The sequence below is a fragment of the Exiguobacterium sp. SH0S2 genome (assembly GCF_004337185.1).
In the GTDB taxonomy this organism is placed as follows: Bacteria; Bacillota; Bacilli; order Exiguobacteriales; family Exiguobacteriaceae; genus Exiguobacterium; species Exiguobacterium aurantiacum_A.
Genome location: NZ_SJVB01000004.1, coordinates 104,516 through 125,367 on the forward strand (window position 1 = coordinate 104,516; position 20,852 = coordinate 125,367).

A 20,852-nucleotide genomic window follows, 5' to 3' on the forward strand; every position below is an offset into this window, starting at 1 on the left:
AGTATAACGTTTGCAGGCGTGGAAAAGAAGGGTGGACAAAAAAGGACTCGACTCGAAAATACCGAGTTGAGTCCTTCTGTTCGTGAATCGTCAAGCGCGGTCCCAGAACCGGGCTTTGGCAATCCCGTCGATGAACGTGTCGAATCCGTCGAGACTGTGCTGTTTGAACGTGTAGACGCCAGGTTGGTCCGTCTTGACGCGGCACTGATCGAGCACTGAATCATCGTGTAAGTGCAAAGCGAGCGGCTTGAAGTGTTTATACGTGTTCTCGATAAACTCGAGGACGTCGTCTTCGACCGAACTCGCGGCGCTGACGAGGAAAGCGGCGTCGAACAGGCTCGAGTCGACCGTATCGTACGTCTCTTTCACTTTGAGGTCACCGAGCGTGTACGATTTCTTCCCGACGAGGCTATAGTTCACTTTTTTGTCGGCGAGTGCTTGGACCCACGCCTTCACTTGCGCGGCATCGACATCACCGGCGAGAAGGACGGCGACGCTCTTCGTATCCGGTTTCGAGATCGTGTCCGCCATGCTGAGGGCAGGCGATGTTTTGTCCGAGACGACTTCGTTGTTCTCGGCAGGCAGTGCGACGCCTAAGTTGTCGGCGACGACCGAGGCGAGGTGACGGTCGATCCGGTTCAACAAGTCGACGGCATTTTCTTTCACCATGTCTGATTCACACTTGCCGAGCTCGAAACTGTAGGCGTCTTGAATGTGCTGCTTTTCGACCGGGGTCATGCTGTTGTAGAACATTTTGGCTTGTGAGTAGAAGTCGAGGAAGCTGTCGCTGCGGCCACGGACTTTGTGACCATCGACTTTCTCTTGGTAATGCTCAAATCCACCTTGGTCGACCGGCACAGGTGCCGGCTGATTGTTGTTGAGCGCGTTTTTATGGTAGCTCGTCTGGCCTTTATGGACCGACATTTGATGCATGCCGTCGCGTTGATTGTTATGGAACGGACAGACCGGTTTGTTGATCGGGATCTGATGGAAGTTCGGTCCGCCGAGACGTGATAGCTGTGTATCTGTGTATGAGAACAAGCGCCCTTGCAGGAGCGGGTCGTTCGAGAAGTCGATGCCGGGAACGATGTGCCCTGGATGGAATGCGACCTGTTCGGTCTCGGCGAAGAAGTTATCGACGTTCCGGTTGAGCGTCATCTTCCCGACAAGTTTGACCGGGATCTCTTCTTCCGGCCACAGTTTGGTCGGATCGAGGATATCGAAGTCGAACTTGAACTCGTCTTCGACTGGGATCATCTGCAGTCCGAGTTCCCATTCCGGGTAGTCGCCTTTATCGATCGCCTCATACAAGTCGACGCGGTGGAAGTCGGCGTTTTTCCCGACGGCCTTTTGCGCCTCGTCCCACACTTGCGAGTGGACACCGAGCTTCGGTTTCCAATGGAACTTGACGAAATGGGCTTTCCCTTCCTTGTTGACGAGTCGGAACGTGTGAACGCCGAACCCTTCCATCATGCGCAGGCTGCGCGGGATGCCGCGGTCGCTCATCGCCCACATCACGTGGTGAGCCGCCTCATGGTTTTGGCCGACGAAATCCCAGAACGTGTCGTGGGCACTCCCGCCTTGCGGGACTTCCGTGTGCGGTTCAGGTTTCACCGCGTGGACGAGGTCCGGGAATTTGATGGCGTCTTGGATGAAGAAGACCGGCATATTGTTTCCGACGAGGTCATAGTTGCCTTCGTCCGTATAAAACTTCGTCGCAAATCCACGGACGTCACGGACCGTGTCGCCGGACCCACGCGAACCTTGTACCGTCGAGAAGCGGACGAAGACAGGCGTCACTTTCGCAGGATCGTTCAGGAAATCCGCTTTCGTATAGTCGGCAAGTGACTCGTATACTTGAAATTCTCCGTGGGCACCGACGCCGCGCGCGTGAACGATTCGTTCAGGAATCCGTTCATGGTCAAAGTGCGTCATTTTTTCACGGAAGTGGAAATCTTCGATGAGCGTCGGTCCCCGAAGCCCCGCTTTGAGCGAGAACTCATCCTCCGCCATCTTCAGTCCTTGGTTCGTCGTCAGTCCTGCTGTTTGTTCATTGTCGATCGTATGTTGTTTCAACTGTTCTTCTTTTTTATTCCCCATCATGTTGCCTCCCCATAAGTATATGCTCTCCCGACGTAAGCCGTGATTGACCTACTTTACGGTTTTTCCCTAACGCTACGAGAAGAAACCCCCATTTTAAAATGGGGGTCGGTTAGCGCAGCATCGACAACGTCTTCGTCGTTCCATCTGATAAGGTGTATCGGACGATATAGTGGCGGGAGGTCGTCTCCATCTTGTAGGAACTGATTTTCGTCGGTTTTTCCCCGATGTGAAGGAGTGTCAAGTACGTCACACCTTTCCCGCGCTTCGTTGTCGCGACTTGATTCCGTTGTTGCCAATCGTAATCGCGGTACGAGACGTGGCTCGACCCGACGGCGAGTTTTGGAATCGAGCCGACCTCAAGTTGCAGGAGATGGAGCGAGCGGCCAGCCGCGTCTTTGAAGTAAGCGTATCGACTGCCACTCGCCACCCGGTGCAATCCGACACCGAGATGGAACCGCTGGACGAACGATTCGGTCACCGGACTCGTGACCCGGTCATAGACGAGCACCGTCCCGTCACGGTCATAGGCGAGACGCCGAGTGTGCGACATGCCGTTCCCGATCAATTGGCTCGTCCCGGAAGCCGTCCACTGAATCGAGGAGGTCCCGACCGACGTGATCTGGCTTCGTCGCAAGTTGCTCGGGATCAATCGGAAGCTTTGCCCGGCAACGTGAACCGTATTGTGAGCAGCGGCTTGGAGCACGACGTTCCGTTCAGGACGCTTCGTGTACGCATAACGTCCGCTCTCGACTAGGAAATCGCGGCCGTAACCGTACAAGTCGATGGACAGGTCGTCAGCATGTTTATGGATGTTGCTATGGTAACCAGCCGTCATCGTCACTTGGACGGCGTCTTGGAACGGTCCGGAGCGTCCTCCCCAATGTTGCCTGAAGAATGCGTATTGGTTGGACAGTCGGCCTGCCTTGACCGTAGGCTGCACTCCGGCCTTGCCTCCCGTCATCGCATAGAGGAGGTGGGGATACCGTTCAATGTAAGGGATGGCGTTCGTCCGGTGGGTGATGGACGGTGTGTCGCCGAACATCGGCAACGTGCCGTTCGGTTTGAGCATATACGTGAGCGCCACCGGCATGTCTTTCACGTCACGCATTCGACTCGACAGCTCAAAACGGTTCGCCGACGCCCAATCATTGAAGCGGGCGAGTGTGTCATATAGATAGATTTGATAGTAGGGTGAGTGTTCGAGATGGACGCCGTCCGCACTTAAACTATGGTTCAGTTGTCTCGTCAGGCGGGTTGTGGCGAGCCCTCGCCAAGCCGCAGAGCGGTCAAAGGATCGATGCGTCTCGGCAACGGCCGAGAGCGCCATGTCTTGAAAGATACCGTGGTTGTTATTCGGTTTATAAAAGCTCGTCTTCGCCAAGAGCGTCGCGTGTTCATAAAGTGTTTTCGCAAACAGTTGTGAGAACGCTGGGTCAGTATTGACGCGCGATGTCCGGAATACGTTCCAAAAATTGAGCAAATGGAACGTACGGATTGCGGTACCGTGGTCATGGTAAGGCCATGGGTGGCGCGTATAGGCAGAAATCGGATATTGCTTCGTCCAGCTCGAGATGATTCGCTTCCCGTAACGGAGATACTCATCTTGTCCGGTGGCGGCGTAAGCTTGCGTCAGTTGGTTAAGTGTCGTGAAATAGTGGATTTGAAACTTGAATGAGTTTGAATCGACGTTTGGGACGTACTTGTCGAATCGATATGTATCAATATTTGGGACGCGCAACTGATGGGGTGGTGATGGGATATACCAATTCCCCTTTATGGCGGCGTCGGCTCGGGCGATGGCAGTCGAGTCTTTAAGCTCGTCGTAATAGTAGGGGATGTGTCCGCGCGTCAGCGTCCTCATGTATTCGTGAATAAGCCGTGTGTTTGCCGAGTCCGCAATCGCGGTTAACGATAGGTTCGTCGAAATCAGTCGTCCATCTTGCTTCCTTACGTACCAGGTCGTTCTTCCGTCAACGAGGCGATAGTAGGCACCCGATGTCGTGACGGCTCGAAATATTTTCGTGCTTTTTAGCGTCGTCTTCGGGATGAGTGTCTTGCCTGAAAATTGATAAAGTATGGTGCCGGCGGAGACGCTAACTTGATATGGGGCTGGTGTCGCAGCTTCGACGTTTTCGGGTGAAATACTGATGTTGATCAGGAACAATAAAACCAAGACGATAACGGAGCGTCTCATAAAGTGTCGTCCTTTCTGGAGCACGATTCAGCAAAAAATCCCTGCCCCATACAGTTAGCCGTTGGGGGAGGGAAGTCCTGCTTGTTCAGTGAACGAAAGGTGTCACAACGCTGCCCAAACGCTCTGCTTCAAAACGATATGCTGCACTTTTTCAGGCTCGAGATCGTATTTCGTCGAGATGGTCCGGGTCACTTTTGCTTTCAAATCAGGGTCGTTGGATTGTTTCGCCTCGTAAATCTTGTTCCACTCTTCCCAGACACGTACCTCGCCTTCAGATAGTTGGCCGGTCCATTCTTTCTCGCGAAGCTGCCAACCGAACACCATGTCGTCGTAGTCGCCGGCCTCGACCGTCTCGGCGAGCGACCAGTCGCCTCCTGGCGCGTAGACGGCCTGACCGAGGGGAGAGTCCGTGCCAATATACGCCTCGTGATCATAAAAACGGATCAATGCGGCTTGGAACGTGTCTCGTTCGGTCACCTCACTCATGACGTCATGGCTGATGGACTGGAGCGTCTCGACGTCAGGACGTCCGTGGACGACGACATCGTATTCATAGCGGACCGCGTCATCTTCATGTATCGGTTTGCTCGCTTCAATCGTATAAGTTGCTTCGTGCTGAGACATCTGCTCAGTTTTGTCTTTCTGTTTCGGCGGGTCATTCGGCCACACGTAAGCGGTGAACGCGATGGCAGGGACGAGCAGCAGTGCTCGTCTCAGACGATATACCCACTGCGGTTGTCGTTTCGATTTCATGGTTATCACTTCCAATCTTATGTATGAAAAAATCCCCTGATCGCCAGGGGATTAACGCGTCCGATCTAATCGTACGAGCCGGGCATCCGAATTGTCGATGCCGCGCACTAAATCACTCAAGATTTTAGAACCTAACATGCTGTAAACCGTACCGTTGCCGCCATACCCGAGCAGGTAGAACAGGTTTTTCCGGTCCGGGTGTTCCCCGATGAAGGGCAGGTGGTCGATCGATTCACCGAACAGAGCTGCCCAAGCGTATTCGACTGTCAAATCGTACATCGGGAACAGTGCCGCGACTTCTTGGCGAATCCGCTCGGCCCGGTTATGAATAAGTGCCTCGCTATGAGGTGTCTCTGGTTTTTCCTCGTCGAGGCCACCGGCGATGATCCGGCCATCGACCGTCGTCCGTAAATACAGGTAAGGACGTTTCGTCTCCCAAATGAGCGCCTGCCCGTCCCAATCCTTGAAATCCTTGATTGGGTTCGTCGCGATGGCGTAGGAACGATTGAGCTCGATGCGATGGGTGTCGAGCAGTGGTGCCGGCCCGTAACCGGTCGCGAAGATGACATGCTTAGCCTTGAACGTTGTTTCAGGCGTCAACACGAGCCAGCCGTCTCCGTCAGGCACGACTTCCGTCACGTCCGTCTCCTCGAAAATCGGAACGTCGTTCATCGATAGGTGGCGAACGACTTGACGGCTGAGCGTGAGCGGGTTGACTTCAGCATCGCCTTTTGTGATCAGTGCGGCCGGTTTATCAAATGGGAACCGGTCTTGGAGTGCCGTTTGATCAAGCCATTCAGCGTCAAACCCGTGCTTGGTGAGCATCTCATATTCACGTTTCAGTTTGGAGACATCTGCCTCCTCGCTCGCGAAGCAAAGGCTGTCGCGTCGGATGTAGACGTCTTTTGCATCGACGGTCTCGGCGACCTCGTCGAGCGCATCGACCGCCTCCCTACATAATTTATAGAAGCGGACGGCATCGACTTCCCCGATCTGATCAGCGAGCTCATGCAACATGATGTCGTTTGAATACTGGATGAGCCCAGTGTTCGCCGCCGTGCTTCCGGCTCCGACTTTCCCTTTGTCGAGGACGGCGAAGTCGATGCCGTCCTTATAAAGCGTGTAAGCCGTCAATGTGCCGGACATGCCGGCTCCGATGACGAGCACGTCGTACTGTTCTTTTTGGATCGGCTTTTGTAAGACGATCTGTTCCGACTCAGTGATCGGCCAATATAAGTTCCCGTTGTGCATTTCCATGACGTCATCCTCCGATAATCAGCATCTTCTTCTTAATCCCCGAATTTTGAGATTGAAAACGCAAAAAACCGCAGACGAGATGTCTGCGGTAGCGTTCGTTATTTTTTGACGACAACTGTTTTAGCAGATGCGCCTTTCGTATACGTGATGCGTTTGACGTTCTCGGCACCACGAATTTCTGCAAGGTTCGTTCCGTCGACGATGACTTCTTTGACGGTCGCGCCTTTGAAATCGATGATGGCACCGGCTTGTTTCGGCTTCACTTGAACGACGACGTTCTTGAGCGGGTCACCCGTCAATTCCGTGTAAACGCCGCGCACGAAGATGCCGTTCTTAAAGTTCGTGCCTTTACCGATCGTCACGCCGATGTAGTCGTCTTGAAGGACAAGACGGGCAGCCTTATTGTTCTCGACCGTGTAACGTTTCACATCGACAACGGGTTCTGGTGTGAGGTCGATTTGCGCGAGGACCGGATCGTGGTCACTGGCCCGGCCTGACATCTCTGTGAAGTCGGCGTTGACGTGGATCATATCAATCTCGGTCGTAGCGGCCAAACGGTTCGACACGAGGATGTGGTCGAGCACTTGCGAGTTGCCTTGGTAGACGTATGAGTAACGATCGACGGCAGGTACTTTCTCGACCATGTTCGTCATCAAGTCACCTTTGAAGATTTGAAGCGCGTCTGAGAACTCGAAGTCGTTGAAGTCACCGAGAGCGACGACGTTCGCATCCGGGTTATCGGCTTTCACGTCCGCTACGAAGTTGTGGACGAGTTGTGCGATTTTTTTCCGTTGCACTTCACTGCCGAGCACGACTGGTTGTTGTGAACCGAAGAAGCCGGTGTCGCCGCCTTTTGAGTTCCAATGGTTGGCGATGACGACGACGTTCTCACCTTGGAAGTCGAACTGGGCCGCGAGCGGCTTACGTGAGCTGTTGAATGCTGGGTCGAGTGGCGCGATTCGGCCCGGGTTATGTGTCAACTTGCCGTTTTCGTAACCGACGGCCGTTGTCGCGTCACCAGCAGGGATGCCTTCCGTGAGCGAGACGCGTTCCGGATTGTACAAGAAGCCGACACGAATGTTGGCGTTCGGTGCGCCGCCATCTTGATTGTTCTCCGGATCGATGTTGACGTACTTGTACGACTTGCCGCCGATCGAGACGATATCATCGATCAAGCGTTGATAGCTTTGGTCAGCTGCAGCATCTCCTGTGCTTTGACCGTTGTTGTCTTGAACTTCGGTCACGCCGATGATGTCCGGGTTGTTCAACTCTTCGACGAACGCTTTCGCCAGTTTGAGCGCCTTCTCGTCCGACGTCTCCTTCACGTTGTTCGAGAAGTTCTCGAGGTTGTAAGAAGCGATCGTCAACTTGTCTTCTTCTGCCTCGATGAATGTCGTCTCACGCTTAGCATCACCTTTGACAAAGGCAGCTTTCATCTCATCGAGACCTGCTTGAATTTTGTAGTTTCCATATGAATAACCGACGACACCGACGATTGGTCCGTTGAAACGGTCACCGGTCGCGACATCGAACTCACGCGCTTCTGCGTTCGGTTCGAGACGGAACTGGATACGTTCCGGGTTTGCGTCATCTTTCTTCAAAAGGATTCCTCCGTTGAACGTCTCGGTAGGCGTGCTTTCGAGTACGGTCACGAGGTCACCGTTTTGTTGCGGCGACACCGATTTGAGATTTCCGGTCTCGACGCGCATCCCTTCGAGGCTTTCCCAGAAATCGATGGCGTCTTTGTCTGGATTGAAGACGGCGAGGGCGTCGCTGTCGATAAACTCGGTCGGCAAGTTCGACTCGTCAATCTTCACTGGCGTCGGGAGTGTGACATCACTCTTGACGACACTGACACTGCCGTTACGCGTATCAATTTGCGTCATCTTCATGTCCGTCTGTTGGCGATCGCTATACCCTTCAATCGCGTATTCGCTGACGACACCTTTCACGCTGACGAGGTCACCGACTTGGATGCCGGCGATCGAACGTCCGCCGTACAAGATGATGCCTTCTGACGTGCGTGCGTCTTGGTCGGCTTCCATGTCCGGTGTTTGAATGTAGTAATAAGTCGTACCCATCGAGACGAACGTGTACGTGACGATTCCTTCGACGCCTTCGACCGTTTGGCCGTTCATCGGTGACGTGTGGCTCGCGCCTTGGATGTCATGGATGCGGATCTTGTCCGTGATCTTATAGTCGTACGTTGTCACAGCGCTGAACGCATCGCCTGATTTGACGGTGACTTTGAGTGTCTTCGTTGCGTCGATGCGAACAGGTGCCGTATAGAGCGTCCCGTTCACTTTCGGGTCCGACCCATCGAGCGTGTAGTAAATTTCAGCGCCCGCAGTCGTCGTCGAGAGCGTCACGTCTTGTGGCCCGACGAACGTTCCTGCGCCTGGCTTCGCCGTTGCCGGACGGAGTACCGTCGGGTCGATGGCTGTGTCAGCCGCATCACGTGGGATGATTTGATAGGTGTTGTCGAACTGTTGGACGATCCCGGTGATTGATGCGTAGTTGACGTCCGTCTGTAAATCGAGAACGCCGCGTTCGTCACGGACGACAAATTCCTTCGTTCCGTCTGTCGCCGTCAAGTTCTGACCGCTGCCTGTTAGTGTGACGTTCTTCACGGTCACGAGTTCAGACTCGACGTCCTCATTGATCTGTTCGCCTGTGAGAACTTGCGCAGCTGGGACGCTCGCCGTTTGTTTCGAGACGACGACCGCATTGTTTAATTGAAGGAGCTCACGGTATGAACCGATCGCACCTGTGACGACGACTTCATCGCCGACGTTGACCGCGAGTGATGTCGGACGGACTGAGAGGCCGCCTGTCGCGTCTTGGATTGAAATCGTATTGGCGAGTTTTGCCGTGACGACCCCTTTAATCGTGACCGTCTCGCCTTCAGCTTTCGTGCGGGCATCATTGATCGAAATTGGTGCCACTGGCGCCGGTGGTTCTACCGTTCCGCCATCGCCGTATACGACACCTTGGAACGTGTGCGACCCGAGGTTCGTGAACGTATCGATTGGTTGTGAGTTCCATTCCGCCGCTGGGTCGAACGCATCCGTACCGTTAGCATCTCCGGTCGTGACCGTATCTTTACGAATCAACGTCTGGTCAGCGGTTGCGACGCTTGTTCCCCATTTTGTGCCCGGGTCGACACCGATTTGACCGAAGACGTCGAGCACAGTGTCACCTTTTTTCAAGACGAGCGTGTCATCACCGTTAAAATTTGTCACGCCGCTCGTCGCATTTGATTTTGCCTTGAGCGCTTCACTCGCACTGCCGTTGACGATGACATACGTGCCACCCGGTTGGAGGGTCCCCGTCAAGTTGAGCGTCGTGCCAGGAGCCGTCCCGCCGTTTGAATACAGTTCGAGCTTGTAGGCAGAGAGGTCGATGGCTGAATCGGTTCCGTTGAACAATTCAATCGCTTTGTTGTTGCTTGAGCCTTCAATATACTCCGAGATGAATAAGTCTGCTGCGTTCAACGTTTCGGCTTGTACGTTTGCCGCGATTGGCGTCATGCTGCTGACGATCAGTCCGGCTGATAAAGCGAGGCCGGTCATTTGTTTGAGTGAACGTGCTTTTGGTTTCCCCATGTTGTAGTCTCCCTTTGGTATGTAGATGGCCGATACGATTTCCCAATTCGTTTGGTCACTTGTTGAGCGTTTAGCCCCCTCCTAGTCAATACAAGAAATGATAGCGCTTACATTAATCGACTGGTGTCTATGAAAATGGCTCGTTACGACTCCATCGATTGGTGTATTTGACTATCATTTACCAACTTTGCAACTACATGTTAAACATAACCAAGCAGACGTCAGAACTCAATCTCCTTTTCACGAAGTTCATATTACATTTCGATGACAAGGTAATGAGTTTTTGGATTTTTCCCTTTTAGGTTGACGACAAGGCCATGAACTCTTACAATTCATTAATACAAATTAAGTGTATCGGTTAACTGTGAATTAATAGGGAGGAAACGAATGACGACGACTACTTATCCGGTCATCCCGGGAGCGGGGACGTTTTATTATGAAGGGAATCAAACCGGGATATTATTATGTCACGGTTTTAATGGGACACCACAAAGCGTGCGCGATGTCGGGATCGACTTGATGGAAAAGGGCTTCACGGTGTATGCCCCTCGCTTGACGGGGCACGGGACCGACCCCGAGGACTTTAGATGTTCGACGAGCAAGTGCTGGTATGAGAGCATGGAAGCAGGTATCCGCTTCTTGCGCGAGCGATGTCGCCACGTCATCGTCGTCGGACAATCGATGGGCGGGACGCTCGCCTTGAAAGCCGCGCTCGCCGGCCTTGCCGACGCCGTCATCACGATCAACGCGGCGTTGTCTGTACCGGGCTACGCGTGTCATGCGGCTGACGACGTCTGTCGCTTCATCGACGAGGACGAGCCGGATATCAATGCAAATGACGTGTATGAGATCGTCTACGACAAAGTACCGACGTCGGCCATTCGCGAATTGCTCGCTTTGATCGAGGAAGTTCGGCCTCGTGTGTCGGACGTAGTAGTTCCGACGTGCGTCATCCATTCCGCTGTCGACCACGTCGTCCCGCCGGAAGATTCGATGTGGTTGTATGACAAGATTCAGGCGCCGAAGCAGCGTATCGTTTTGGAGCAATCGTACCATGTGGCGACGATGGACCATGATCGCGGTCGATTAGCCGACGCGATCGGTACGTTCTGTGAACAAGTGACGACGGTTGAACAAATGTAGTCTCTAAGACTGCATTTTTATTTGCACTTCTTTGCAAACGCTTGCACTAATGATATTGTAAGATTAGATTTACCCAAACAGTGGTATGTACCTTCATTGATACTAATCGTAGGCTTAGGAGGAATTTGGCGTATGGAGACGGCGTTCAGACAAAGTGAGAAGCAAGGCATCGCCCGGGCATGGTGGAAAGAAGCCATCGCCTATCAAATATACCCACGCAGTTTCAAAGATTCGAACGGGGACGGCATCGGCGACCTCCGTGGCATTATCGAAAAGCTTGATTACTTGGAAGACCTCGGCATCGATGTGATCTGGCTCTGTCCGATGTACAAATCACCGAACGATGACAACGGCTATGACATCAGCGATTACGAAGACATTATGGAAGAGTTCGGGACGATGGAAGATTTCGATGCGTTGCTGAGCGCGGTCCATGCGCGAGGGATGAAGCTATTGCTAGACCTCGTCGTCAACCATACGTCAGACGAACATCCATGGTTCGTCGAATCGAAAAGTTCGAAAGACAACCCGAAGCGGGATTGGTATATATGGCGAGACGGATCAGAAGACGAGCCACCGAACAACTGGGCCAGTATTTTCGGCGGCTCGGCCTGGGAATATGACGCGGCGACCGAGCAGCACTACCTTCACGTGTTCTCTAAAAAACAGCCTGACTTGAATTGGGAGAATGAAGAAGTGCGCGGTGCGGTCTACGATATGATCAACTGGTGGCTCGATAAAGGAATCGATGGGTTCCGGGTCGATGCGATCAGCCACATTAAAAAGATGCCGACCGAGACGATGTTGCCTTCCCTGGATGGCAAACGTCACGTCACGGCGTTCTCGATGTATTCAAATATCGAGGGGATCCACGAGTATCTCCAAGAGATGAAGCGCGAGACGTTCGCCAAGTACGATATCATGACGGTCGGCGAGACGAACGGGATCGAGCCGAAAGCGGCCGACCTGTGGATGGGACCTGGAAACGGGGCGATGAACATGGCGTTCCATTTCGACCACGTCGATATTATGCGCAAGTCCCGGCTCGCCCCGCTTGACGTCGTCGAACTGAAACTTATTTTTGACAAGTGGCAACAAGGGTTGCTTGAAACAGGGTGGAACGCCCTCTATATCGAGAACCATGACATGGTGCGTGCCGTCTCGCTCGTCGGGGACGAGAACCACTATTGGCGTGAGAGTGCGACCGCGCTCGGGATGATGTACTTCTTCATGCACGGGACGCCGTTCATCTATCAAGGGCAAGAAATCGGTATGAAGAACGTGCCGTTGCCATCGATTCACGACTACGATGACGTCGCGACAAAGAACGAGTACTTCGAACGGATCGCGAACGGGATGAGTGAAATCGACTCGATGCAACACGTGTGGGGGACGTCACGCGACAACGTCCGGACGCCGTTGCAATGGGACGCCTCGCCGCACGGCGGCTTCTCGTCAGCCACCCCGTGGATGCCGATCCATGCCGAATATGAGACGTTGAACGTGGAAGCACAGTCTAAAGACGTGAACTCGATTCTGTCGTTCTACAAGGCGATGATCCGTCTACGCCGAGCCGAGGAGACGTTCACGTATGGAAGTTACCGTGATCTCTTGCCGGAACATCTGCAAGTATTCGCGTATGAGCGCAAGTTCGAGCAACAATGCTTTTATGTGCTCGTCAACTTGACGGCGAATCCGGCCGAGACGACGCTGCCTGGTCTTGACGAGGCGACGCTCGTCTTGACGAATGAGGTGGACCCGGAACCGATCGAGCAAGACACGTTCATGCTGAAGCCGTTTGAAGCCCGGTTATATCGCTTATAATGACGAGACACCTTCCATTCGGGAGGTGTCTTTTAGGAGGGGATCAGTATGCATCAGATCGAACTCGGGAACGACGACGTCACGGTTCGATTCATCATTGCTGAGGCTAATCGTACGACGCTAAAACTCGTCCTCGCTCGCGACGCAGAAATGGTCCGGACGGCTGACTATGTCTCGTTTGGACGAGACCTTACCGAGGCGTATGAGCAATTGAGTGGTAAGGCCCAACTTCAAAATGAGAGCGGCCGGACGATTTTAACGATTGCGTTCAACAGGGGACGGGTCGATGTCTCAATCGCGTGGGGACAAGGCGTGACGACGTTTGTGACCGATCAAAGTTATTTGACGAAAACGCTTGGTCAGATCGGACCGTTTGAATAGACTGTGACAAATGCGGGAAAAGAGCATATGATAGAGGTTGACTATACGGAAAGGGGTGTCGGGTATGGATGGTAAGAAACGCGCGGACATTCGCCCAGGACTCCACGTCCAGATCGTCCTGAAACAAGATCAGCGGAGCGGGAAGTTGACGAAAGGCGTCGTCAAAGACATTTTGACGAACTCGCCGAGTCACCCGCACGGCATTAAAGTACGCTTAAACGATGGACAGGTCGGTCGGGTAAAAGTGATCGAAGCTGGAGGTGAATAATATGAGTGAAAAGAAATTGAGTTTCCAAGAGGCGATGAAGCAAAAACTCGCCGAGAAGAAACAGAACGAAACGAAAGTGCCGACAGGACTTCGTGGGACGAAGCAAAAACCGTTGACGAACCAGTTGACGAAAAAGCCGAACAACCAGAAGAAACGGACCGGCGTATAAACCAAGCAGTTGCTCATGCGAGCGACTGTTTTTTTGTTGGGGTCAATCAGGAGATGCATCAATGAAATGGCGATCGTTGAAGTCATGCAGATGAAGCTTCTTTAAAAAAAGTGAAACCTTAAATCAAATAACGAAATAAAAATGATGATTTATTCATTCTTCCAAAATAGCATGTAAGCGCTTTAAGTGTCGGTTTTTCAGTCTTTTTGTCGTGTGTCATGTGAATTTTTTGTGAACTCACCTATAAAAAAATTGTTGCTAATTGTCAGAATCTTTGTATAATTCAGAACTAAGACATCATAAAAAATCTTCAACTTAGATTTCCACAACAGGGAGGAACTTATTCATGGAAGCTGTACAAAACTTGTTACAAGGAAGCGTCGACTTTTTAAACAACATCTTATGGTCGTACGTGCTTATCGTCGGATTGATTGGGGCCGGGATTTACTTTACGGTCAAGACAAGGTTTATGCAGTTCCGCTACTTAAAAGAGATGTTCCGTGTCGTCACAGAAAAATCGGACGCCACAGATAGTAAGAGCATCAGCTCGGCGAAGTCGTTCTTCATCGGAGCGGCAACGCGAATCGGGACTGGTAACTTGGCAGGGGTCACGGTCGCGATCACACTCGGTGGACCGGGAGCAGTGTTCTGGATGTGGATCGTCGCCCTCGTCGGTGGCGCTACCGCGATGATCGAGAGCACGCTCGCTCAAGTGTATAAAGTAAAAGACGACGTCGCATACCGCGGCGGTCCAGCTTACTACATTGAAAAAGGGCTCAACAACCGCGTCCTTGGTATCATCTTTGCAGTATTGATCGCATTCACGTTCGGTCTTATCTTCAACTCGGTACAATCGAACACGATCGCAGCAGCGTTTGATAACGCGTTCGGTCTCGAAGCTGCAGTCGGTGGCGCTATCCTCGTCGTCTTGACAGGACTCGTCATCTTCGGTGGCGTCCGACGGGTCGCGAACTTCTCGGCAATCGTCGTACCGATCATGGCTGTCCTTTACTTGATCGTCGCTCTTTATGTCGTCGTCGTGAACATCACAGAAATGCCAGCCGTCCTCGGCATGATCTTCAAGAGCGCGTTCGGAATCGAGCAAGCGTTTGGCGGTTCGGTCGGTGCGGCTATCATGATGGGTGTCCGTCGTGGTCTCTTCTCGAACGAAGCTGGTATGGGTTCGGCACCGAACGCAGCAGCGGCAGCAGAAGTGTCACACCCGGCGAAACAAGGTTTCATGCAGACGCTCGGTGTGTTCTTGGATACGTTGATCGTCTGTACGGCGACAGCGGCTATCGTCCTCCTTTCGGACAGCTACGCGGCTGGTAACGGTGAAGGGATCGCACTCCTTCAAAACGCGTTGGCTGAGCAAATCGGTGCTTGGGCACCTGGCTTCATCGCTGTCAGTGTCCTCTTGTTCGCATTCAGCTCGATCGTCGGTAGCTACTACTACGGTGAGACGAACATCGAGTTCATCAAGAAGAGCAAAGGCGCTGTCTTCGGTTTCCGCCTTCTCACAATGGGCTTTGTCTTCCTCGGTTCGGTCGCGAGCCTTGGCTTCGTTTGGAGTCTCGCCGACTTGTTCATGGCCGGTATGACACTCATCAACTTGGTCGCCATCTCGCTTCTCGGCGGTGTTGCCTTCAAAGTACTTCGTGACTACGAAGAGCAACGGGCCCAAGGTCTCAACCCACGCTTCTCGGCCCGTAAGCTCGGCATCGAGAACACGGAATGTTGGGACGTCGACGAGGACGAAGTCGCAGAAGGTGCGGTTCAAATCGCCGCTGCCGATTCGTCAAAATAATCATTTACGCAACAACAGGGGCCCTGCATCGGGGCCCCTGTCTTTTTATGCGTTCTGGCGGAGCGTTTCCACGTTCGCCGTCCCAGGTTTTGCGTTCAAATGGAGGTACGTGCCGGCGACGAACAAGGCGCCCCCGACGATATTGCCGAGTGTGGCAAACAGTAGATTATAGAGTGCGAGCCCGATGTTGATGGCTTCAGACGGCACATAATAGAGGGCCAGCCCGAAGATACCCATGTTGGCGATCGAGTGCTCGAAACCGGCGGCGAAAAAGACGACGACCGGGAGCATCGTCAACATGATTTTGGCGACGTCGTTTTGCGTCTTGAGCGGCATGAAGATGGCGATACAGACGAGTACGTTACAAAGAATTCCTTTTAAGAAAATGGCGAGTGCGTCACCGCCCATCTTTTTAGCAGCTACGACTGCGAGCAAGTGGTCACTATTCATGTCACCCATGCTGTGGGCGCCGATGACGAGGATCGTGAGCAACAGCGCGCCGACCAAGTTGCCGATCCAGCTGATGCCCCACACTTTGACAAGATCGCTCCATGCGACACGTCCACGCTTCGCACCGGTATACAAGTACATCGTGTTGCTCGTGAACAGCTCTCCGCCCATCCAGACGATGAAGACGAGTGCGACCGAGAAACTCATGCCGGCAAACAGCATCGTCCCTGGTACGTCGATGAACATGTTTCCGACCGTAAATGCGAAGACGACTCCGATTCCGATCAAAAAACCGGCGACGAGCGAGCGAAGTGCGTATTGACCGAACGAGTGATGAAGGAGCGTCGCTTTTTTATGGGCGGCTTCTTCCATATAATCGATAACTTGCTTTTCCATTTGAATAAGACCTCCTTTAGACAACTTAAGTCTAGGAGGTCTTAAAAAAGTTTGCAATTGTTTTCACAAACTTTCGATAAGGGGATTTGTATCCGTTCACATCGTCGCCACGAGTTCGACTTTGATGCGATCCGGGTCTTCGAAATAGAGCGCGACGTAGTTCGGACCGCCCGCATACGGAAAACGGTCGGCGTACAGCTCATTGAAGCCGTAACGGGACAAGCGGCTGCGAAAAGATTCGAGTTGCTCCACCGATTCAGCGTGAAAGGCGAGGTGGTTCAGTCCTGTTCGCTTCCGATGGTACGAGGGTTCGAGATATGCCGGTTCGGTTTGAACGAAGACGAGGTACGTCTCACCATGACGATAACTTTTTCCGTGTTCCCATTGTTGGTATACCGTATACCCAAGCTCTGTGAGGAGCCAGTCCCAAGCGATTAAACTTTTGTTCAGGTCAGAAACATAGAGCTCTACGTGGTGAAGCATGCGTCTCATCCTTCCGTCGGACGTTTCAAAAGCGGCCGTTTAGTATAATGGTATTATACAACGACTGCAGGGGGAACCATATGGACAACACGGGGCTTGTCTCGAACATATTGATCGCGGGAAAAACAGGCGTCGGCAAGAGCGCCTTCTTGAACTATATTTACGGACGTGACGTGGCCGTGTCACGGGCGGGCAGCCCGGTGACGGCAGAAGGCCTGCACGAATACGAGTATTACGATCTTGAACGCGGGATCTTGTTCCGCTTTTTTGATACGTGGGGACTTGAAGCCGACCGGTCTGAAGAATGGCATGAAGCGGTCATCGCCGTCGTCAATAAGCGGGAAGGGGCACTCGACATCGCTGACTGGTTCCACACGATTTATTATTTGCTGTCGATCAACTCAGGTCGTGTCGAAACGTATGAGCTCGAGTCGATTTTGAAGCCGCTTTATGCGAAAGAGAGCAACGTCACCATCATCTTGACGAACTATAATCCGGACAGCGCGATGAACGTGGAGAAAGCCGAGGCGATGGAAGACGTCTTGATGCGAGAACTTGGCATCGACCGCGACGCCATGATCCGGGTGAACAGTGTCGAAAAAAAGCTGCTGAGCGGACAAGTCGTACCGACGCTCGGTTATGAGACGGTCTGGCAGCGGAACCGAACGAATCTTTGGCAGGACGTCGAGCGGAAATTGCCGCTCAACTTGACCCGGCATTTATTAGACGAGCTTGAAGCGTGGCGCGACCGCAGTTACCGTTCGGCTGAAAAAATTCGGATGATCACCCCGCAAGCGATGATCAGCTGGAAAGCGCGTCAAATCGAAAAAGATTTGGAGAGCACGCTCGAACAGGCCGCGCTCACGACGGAAGAAGCGATGGCGCAGGGGGTCCGGCATTATATTCAACTGATGGAGCGCTATCCGCTCGTCGGCAAAAAAGCGGACGTCGGATTCAAGACGCGCCGGGTCGAACTCGGCTTTGATTATTCATTTAAGCGGACGATTCGAAAGATGGTGCTCGGGATGATTCCTGGCATTCATTTTATTTACTGGGCGTTCAAGCGCCGGACGGCGGAGCGAGGCATAAAGAAAGCCATCAACCAACAGTATGAGGCGGTCAGGCAAGCAATCGTTCAAGACGTACAACGAGGGTTCGAGAACGAGATGAAACAGCTTGGGCGTACGCTCAAGCAATGAGGAGGAAGTCATATGGAGAAAAAAGTGCCATTTAATTTAGATGCGTACGATTTGAAAGAGGAGTTAGGTCGCCTGCGGGGAGAAGTCAAAAAACCAAATATTTTAATCGCCGGTGCGACCGGTTCTGGGAAGAGCTCGGTCGTCAACCATGTGTTTGGTCGCGATTTGACGAAAGTGGCGGCCGGAGAGCCGGTGACGCGTGGGATCCACCAGTTCATGAGTGATGACATCGCGATCGTCCTCTACGATAGTGAAGGGTACGAGATCGGAAGTGAGCGCCAACAGGCGTATGCCGACGAAGTCATCGGCTTCGTCGAACGGGCGCAGACGAAACCTGCGGCCGAGCAGATGCACCTCGTCTGGTACGCCATCAACGCCTCGATGAAACGGGTCACACCGCTCGATCGGACACTGATCAAGCGGTTGAACGACGTCACTTCGGTCGCTGTCTTATTGACGCAAATCGATCAAGTCGACATGGATGAATTGACGGCGCTGCGAAACGAATTAGCTGGAGTCGTACCGGAAGACGCAATTTTTCAGGTAAGTGTCGCCGATGAGTTATTGAACGACGCCGAACTTCGGGACCACCTTGACTGGGAGCGTCTCGTCACATGGTCGGTCGAACAGCTCGACCAGTCACTTCAAGAAGGGTTGCTCATGGAGATTCACGCGGAGAGCGAAGCGATGCTCAAGCTGAAACGGAAGAAGGCGAACCGGATCATCTCGGGCTATGTCGCGAGTGCTGGGACGGCCGCTGCCGTGCCACTCCCGTTCGCGGACGCCATCGCGTTGACACCGATCCAAGTGACGATGAGCGTCCACTTGTTCCGTTATTGGGGCGTCAAAGCGAACGATGACATGTTGAAAACGTTGATCGGCAGCACGATCATCCCGCAAATCGGACGGACGCTTTCGAAGACGCTCTTGTTGAACGTCATGAAGTTCTTCCCCGGTGCGAACGTGGCGGCGAGCGTGATCAATGCGACAGTGGCATCCGGCATCACCTGGGCGATCGGCCTTGCCATCAATGAAGTCGCGTATCGCAATGCGATGGATTCTTCGAAGACGATCGAACAACTGCTCAACAGTGACTTTAGTTCATTGTTCGATCAGTTCATAAAAGAGAATCCGATGACGAAAGACAAATCGTGATTCGAAGTTTGTTACGATGAGATAATAGGGGGAATGGATATGAAGAATCGGATTTACATTACACGACGTCTGCCAGAAGAAGCAGTGGCGCCGCTGCGAGACAAGTATGACGTCCACATGTGGGACGAAGAGGCGGTGAGCGTACCGCGTGACGTCTTGTTGAAAGAAGCAGCATCGGCTCATGCGCTATGGACGATGCTCAGCGACACGATCGACCGCGAGTTGATTGAACAAGCGCCTGACCTTAAAGTCATCTCGAACTTGGCCGTCGGCTACAACAACATCGACATCGAAGCGGCAAAACAGCACGGCATCGTCGTGACGAACACACCGGACGTCTTGACCGAGACGACAGCGGACCTCGCGTTCGGGCTCATGATGATGACCGGGCGCCGGCTCGGAGAGGCAGAACGTGATCTGCGGGCGGGAGAATGGAAATCATGGACACCGATGGGCTACGTCGGGATGGACCTGTATCAAGCGAAGCTCGGGGTCATCGGGATGGGACGCATCGGCGAGGCGGTCGCACGGCGGGCCCGCGGTTTTGACATGGACGTCTTGTACCATAACCGGACGCGCCGTCACGAATCGGAGTCGATGTATGGATTCGTCTACGCCGAACTCGATGACTTGCTCGAGCAATCCGATTTCGTCGTCGTACTCGCGCCGCTCACCGAACAGACGCGCGGCATGATCGGCGCCGACCAGTTCGCCAAAATGAAAGACACGGCTGTCTTCATCAACGTCGCCCGTGGCGAGATCATCGATGAGTCGGCGCTATACGAGGCGTTGAAAGCAAACAAGATTTGGGCGGCGGGGCTTGACGTGTTCGCGAAAGAACCGGTGGCGATGGACCATCCGCTCTTGACGCTTCCGAACGTCACGACGCTCCCGCATATCGGCAGCGCTACGATCAAGACGCGCCTCTCGATGATGGCGCTCAACCGAGAAGCCATCGTCAACGTACTTGAAGGGAAAGAACCAAAAAATCGTTTGACGTAAAAAAAAGAGGAACCTGACGCCATGTGTCAGGTTCCTCTCGTCTGTCCATTAAAAGCGGCGAATGTTGTCTGGATCTTCAACATCGTTACGTAACGCGCGGTCATCGAGCCCGCGAAGCTTCGCTTCTTTATCGTTCAGTTTGGCTTTTTCATCAAGTGTGTCTTGTTCTTGATCGACGGCCCGGTTCGGGTTGTCTGGTGCGGATTCGTTGAACGGCTTCGAGTCAACTTCCAAACCGTCAGCGGTATGATGTCCTTGATGGCCCGTATCGTGCTTCGACTCGGTGTAAGGCGTTGAATCGATCGTCAAACTTTCATTGTGACGGCGTTCGTAGTCTTCATCGACATAGATCAAAATCTTGCCGGCCTCGACGTCACTATAATGACGGTTGACTTCTTCTTCGCTCAGCCCCATGTTGCGGAGCCCGGCGTGAACGTCTTCGTGGCCACTCAAGAACGAACGGACTTTATCGAACCAACCTGTATCGTGCGAGGCCTCGGTGTGAACGTCCGTTTTACGGCGCAAAATCGAGACGCTGTCCTCATGTTTGGCGACGACGTAAATATCTGAGTCTTTGTATCCTTTGACACGTAGCTCTTCGATTTTTCCTAGAGCTGATTCTTGCGTGTCGTACATGCTAATAAATCGTTTCTCACTCATGGT

At 53.1% G+C, this 20,852-nt stretch carries 17 protein-coding genes; 9 read left to right on the forward strand and 8 right to left on the reverse strand.

Features of this window, described 5'->3' with window-relative positions:
• Positions 1–90 precede the first annotated feature (90 nt).
• From EVJ21_RS11025 to EVJ21_RS11045, 5 genes are all read right to left on the reverse strand, one after another.
• Positions 91–2,100 carry a catalase gene (locus EVJ21_RS11025; protein WP_131490531.1) on the reverse strand — a complete coding sequence of 670 codons (2,010 nt, stop codon included), beginning with the start codon at positions 2,098–2,100 and terminating at the stop codon, positions 91–93.
• Positions 2,101–2,212: 112 nt separating this feature from the next.
• Positions 2,213–4,297 (reverse strand): heparinase II/III family protein, encoded by a 2,085-nt coding sequence (locus EVJ21_RS11030; RefSeq protein WP_131490532.1) that lies wholly within the window; start codon positions 4,295–4,297, stop codon positions 2,213–2,215.
• A gap of 102 nt (positions 4,298–4,399) precedes the next feature.
• Positions 4,400–5,050: a hypothetical protein gene (locus EVJ21_RS11035; RefSeq protein ID WP_131490534.1), complete on the reverse strand. Its 651-nt coding sequence runs from the start codon at positions 5,048–5,050 to the stop codon at positions 4,400–4,402.
• A gap of 51 nt (positions 5,051–5,101) precedes the next feature.
• Positions 5,102–6,307: an NAD(P)/FAD-dependent oxidoreductase gene (locus EVJ21_RS11040; RefSeq protein WP_131490536.1), complete on the reverse strand. Its 1,206-nt coding sequence runs from the start codon at positions 6,305–6,307 to the stop codon at positions 5,102–5,104.
• Positions 6,308–6,405: 98 nt separating this feature from the next.
• Complete coding sequence (locus EVJ21_RS11045; RefSeq protein ID WP_131490538.1) at positions 6,406–9,912, reverse strand: chitobiase/beta-hexosaminidase C-terminal domain-containing protein; 3,507 nt, start codon at positions 9,910–9,912, stop codon at positions 6,406–6,408.
• Positions 9,913–10,299: 387 nt separating this feature from the next.
• On the opposite strand from EVJ21_RS11045, the gene EVJ21_RS11050 reads away from it, so the two are divergent.
• The 6 genes from EVJ21_RS11050 to EVJ21_RS11070 all read left to right on the forward strand — a co-directional run bounded on the left by EVJ21_RS11050 (position 10,300) and on the right by EVJ21_RS11070 (position 15,504).
• Positions 10,300–11,055, forward strand: a complete 756-nt coding sequence (locus EVJ21_RS11050; protein ID WP_131490539.1) for an alpha/beta hydrolase — start codon at positions 10,300–10,302, stop codon at positions 11,053–11,055.
• Positions 11,056–11,223: 168 nt separating this feature from the next.
• Positions 11,224–12,879: a glycoside hydrolase family 13 protein gene (locus EVJ21_RS11055; RefSeq protein WP_131490629.1), complete on the forward strand. Its 1,656-nt coding sequence runs from the start codon at positions 11,224–11,226 to the stop codon at positions 12,877–12,879.
• Between the two features lie 48 nt (positions 12,880–12,927).
• Positions 12,928–13,260, forward strand: a complete 333-nt coding sequence (locus EVJ21_RS11060) for a hypothetical protein (RefSeq protein ID WP_131490541.1) — start codon at positions 12,928–12,930, stop codon at positions 13,258–13,260.
• Between the two features lie 64 nt (positions 13,261–13,324).
• Positions 13,325–13,528, forward strand: a complete 204-nt coding sequence (locus EVJ21_RS11065) for a YwbE family protein (RefSeq protein ID WP_016508010.1) — start codon at positions 13,325–13,327, stop codon at positions 13,526–13,528.
• A 1-nt stretch (position 13,529) separates the two neighbouring features.
• A complete protein-coding gene (locus tag EVJ21_RS15460) occupies positions 13,530–13,697 on the forward strand; it encodes a hypothetical protein (RefSeq protein ID WP_016507944.1) in 168 nt (55 codons plus the stop codon).
• 346 nt (positions 13,698–14,043) lie between these two features.
• Positions 14,044–15,504 (forward strand): alanine/glycine:cation symporter family protein, encoded by a 1,461-nt coding sequence (locus tag EVJ21_RS11070; protein ID WP_070328047.1) that lies wholly within the window; start codon positions 14,044–14,046, stop codon positions 15,502–15,504.
• A gap of 45 nt (positions 15,505–15,549) precedes the next feature.
• Here the strand turns inward: EVJ21_RS11070 and EVJ21_RS11075 are convergent, their stop codons facing one another.
• Positions 15,550–16,350, reverse strand: a complete 801-nt coding sequence (locus tag EVJ21_RS11075; RefSeq protein ID WP_070328048.1) for a formate/nitrite transporter family protein — start codon at positions 16,348–16,350, stop codon at positions 15,550–15,552.
• A gap of 96 nt (positions 16,351–16,446) precedes the next feature.
• Positions 16,447–16,833: a VOC family protein gene (locus EVJ21_RS11080; protein WP_070328049.1), complete on the reverse strand. Its 387-nt coding sequence runs from the start codon at positions 16,831–16,833 to the stop codon at positions 16,447–16,449.
• 80 nt (positions 16,834–16,913) lie between these two features.
• Between EVJ21_RS11080 and EVJ21_RS11085 the strand changes: the two genes are divergently transcribed.
• From EVJ21_RS11085 to EVJ21_RS11095, 3 genes are read left to right on the forward strand one after another with little or no spacing between them, the layout of a single operon-like run.
• Positions 16,914–18,032 (forward strand): GTPase, encoded by a 1,119-nt coding sequence (locus EVJ21_RS11085; RefSeq protein WP_131490542.1) that lies wholly within the window; start codon positions 16,914–16,916, stop codon positions 18,030–18,032.
• 12 nt (positions 18,033–18,044) lie between these two features.
• Positions 18,045–19,187, forward strand: coding sequence for a YcjF family protein (locus EVJ21_RS11090; RefSeq protein WP_016507890.1), 1,143 nt, complete (start codon positions 18,045–18,047; stop codon positions 19,185–19,187).
• A gap of 39 nt (positions 19,188–19,226) precedes the next feature.
• On the forward strand, positions 19,227–20,189 hold the full coding sequence (locus EVJ21_RS11095) for a 2-hydroxyacid dehydrogenase (RefSeq protein WP_035385822.1): 963 nt from the start codon (positions 19,227–19,229) through the stop codon (positions 20,187–20,189).
• A gap of 48 nt (positions 20,190–20,237) precedes the next feature.
• On the opposite strand, the gene EVJ21_RS11100 is transcribed toward EVJ21_RS11095, so the two are convergent.
• The gene (locus EVJ21_RS11100; RefSeq protein ID WP_016507964.1) at positions 20,238–20,849 is read right to left on the reverse strand and encodes a YflT domain-containing protein; all 612 of its coding nucleotides are present in this window, start codon (positions 20,847–20,849) and stop codon (positions 20,238–20,240) included.
• Positions 20,850–20,852 lie beyond the last annotated feature (3 nt).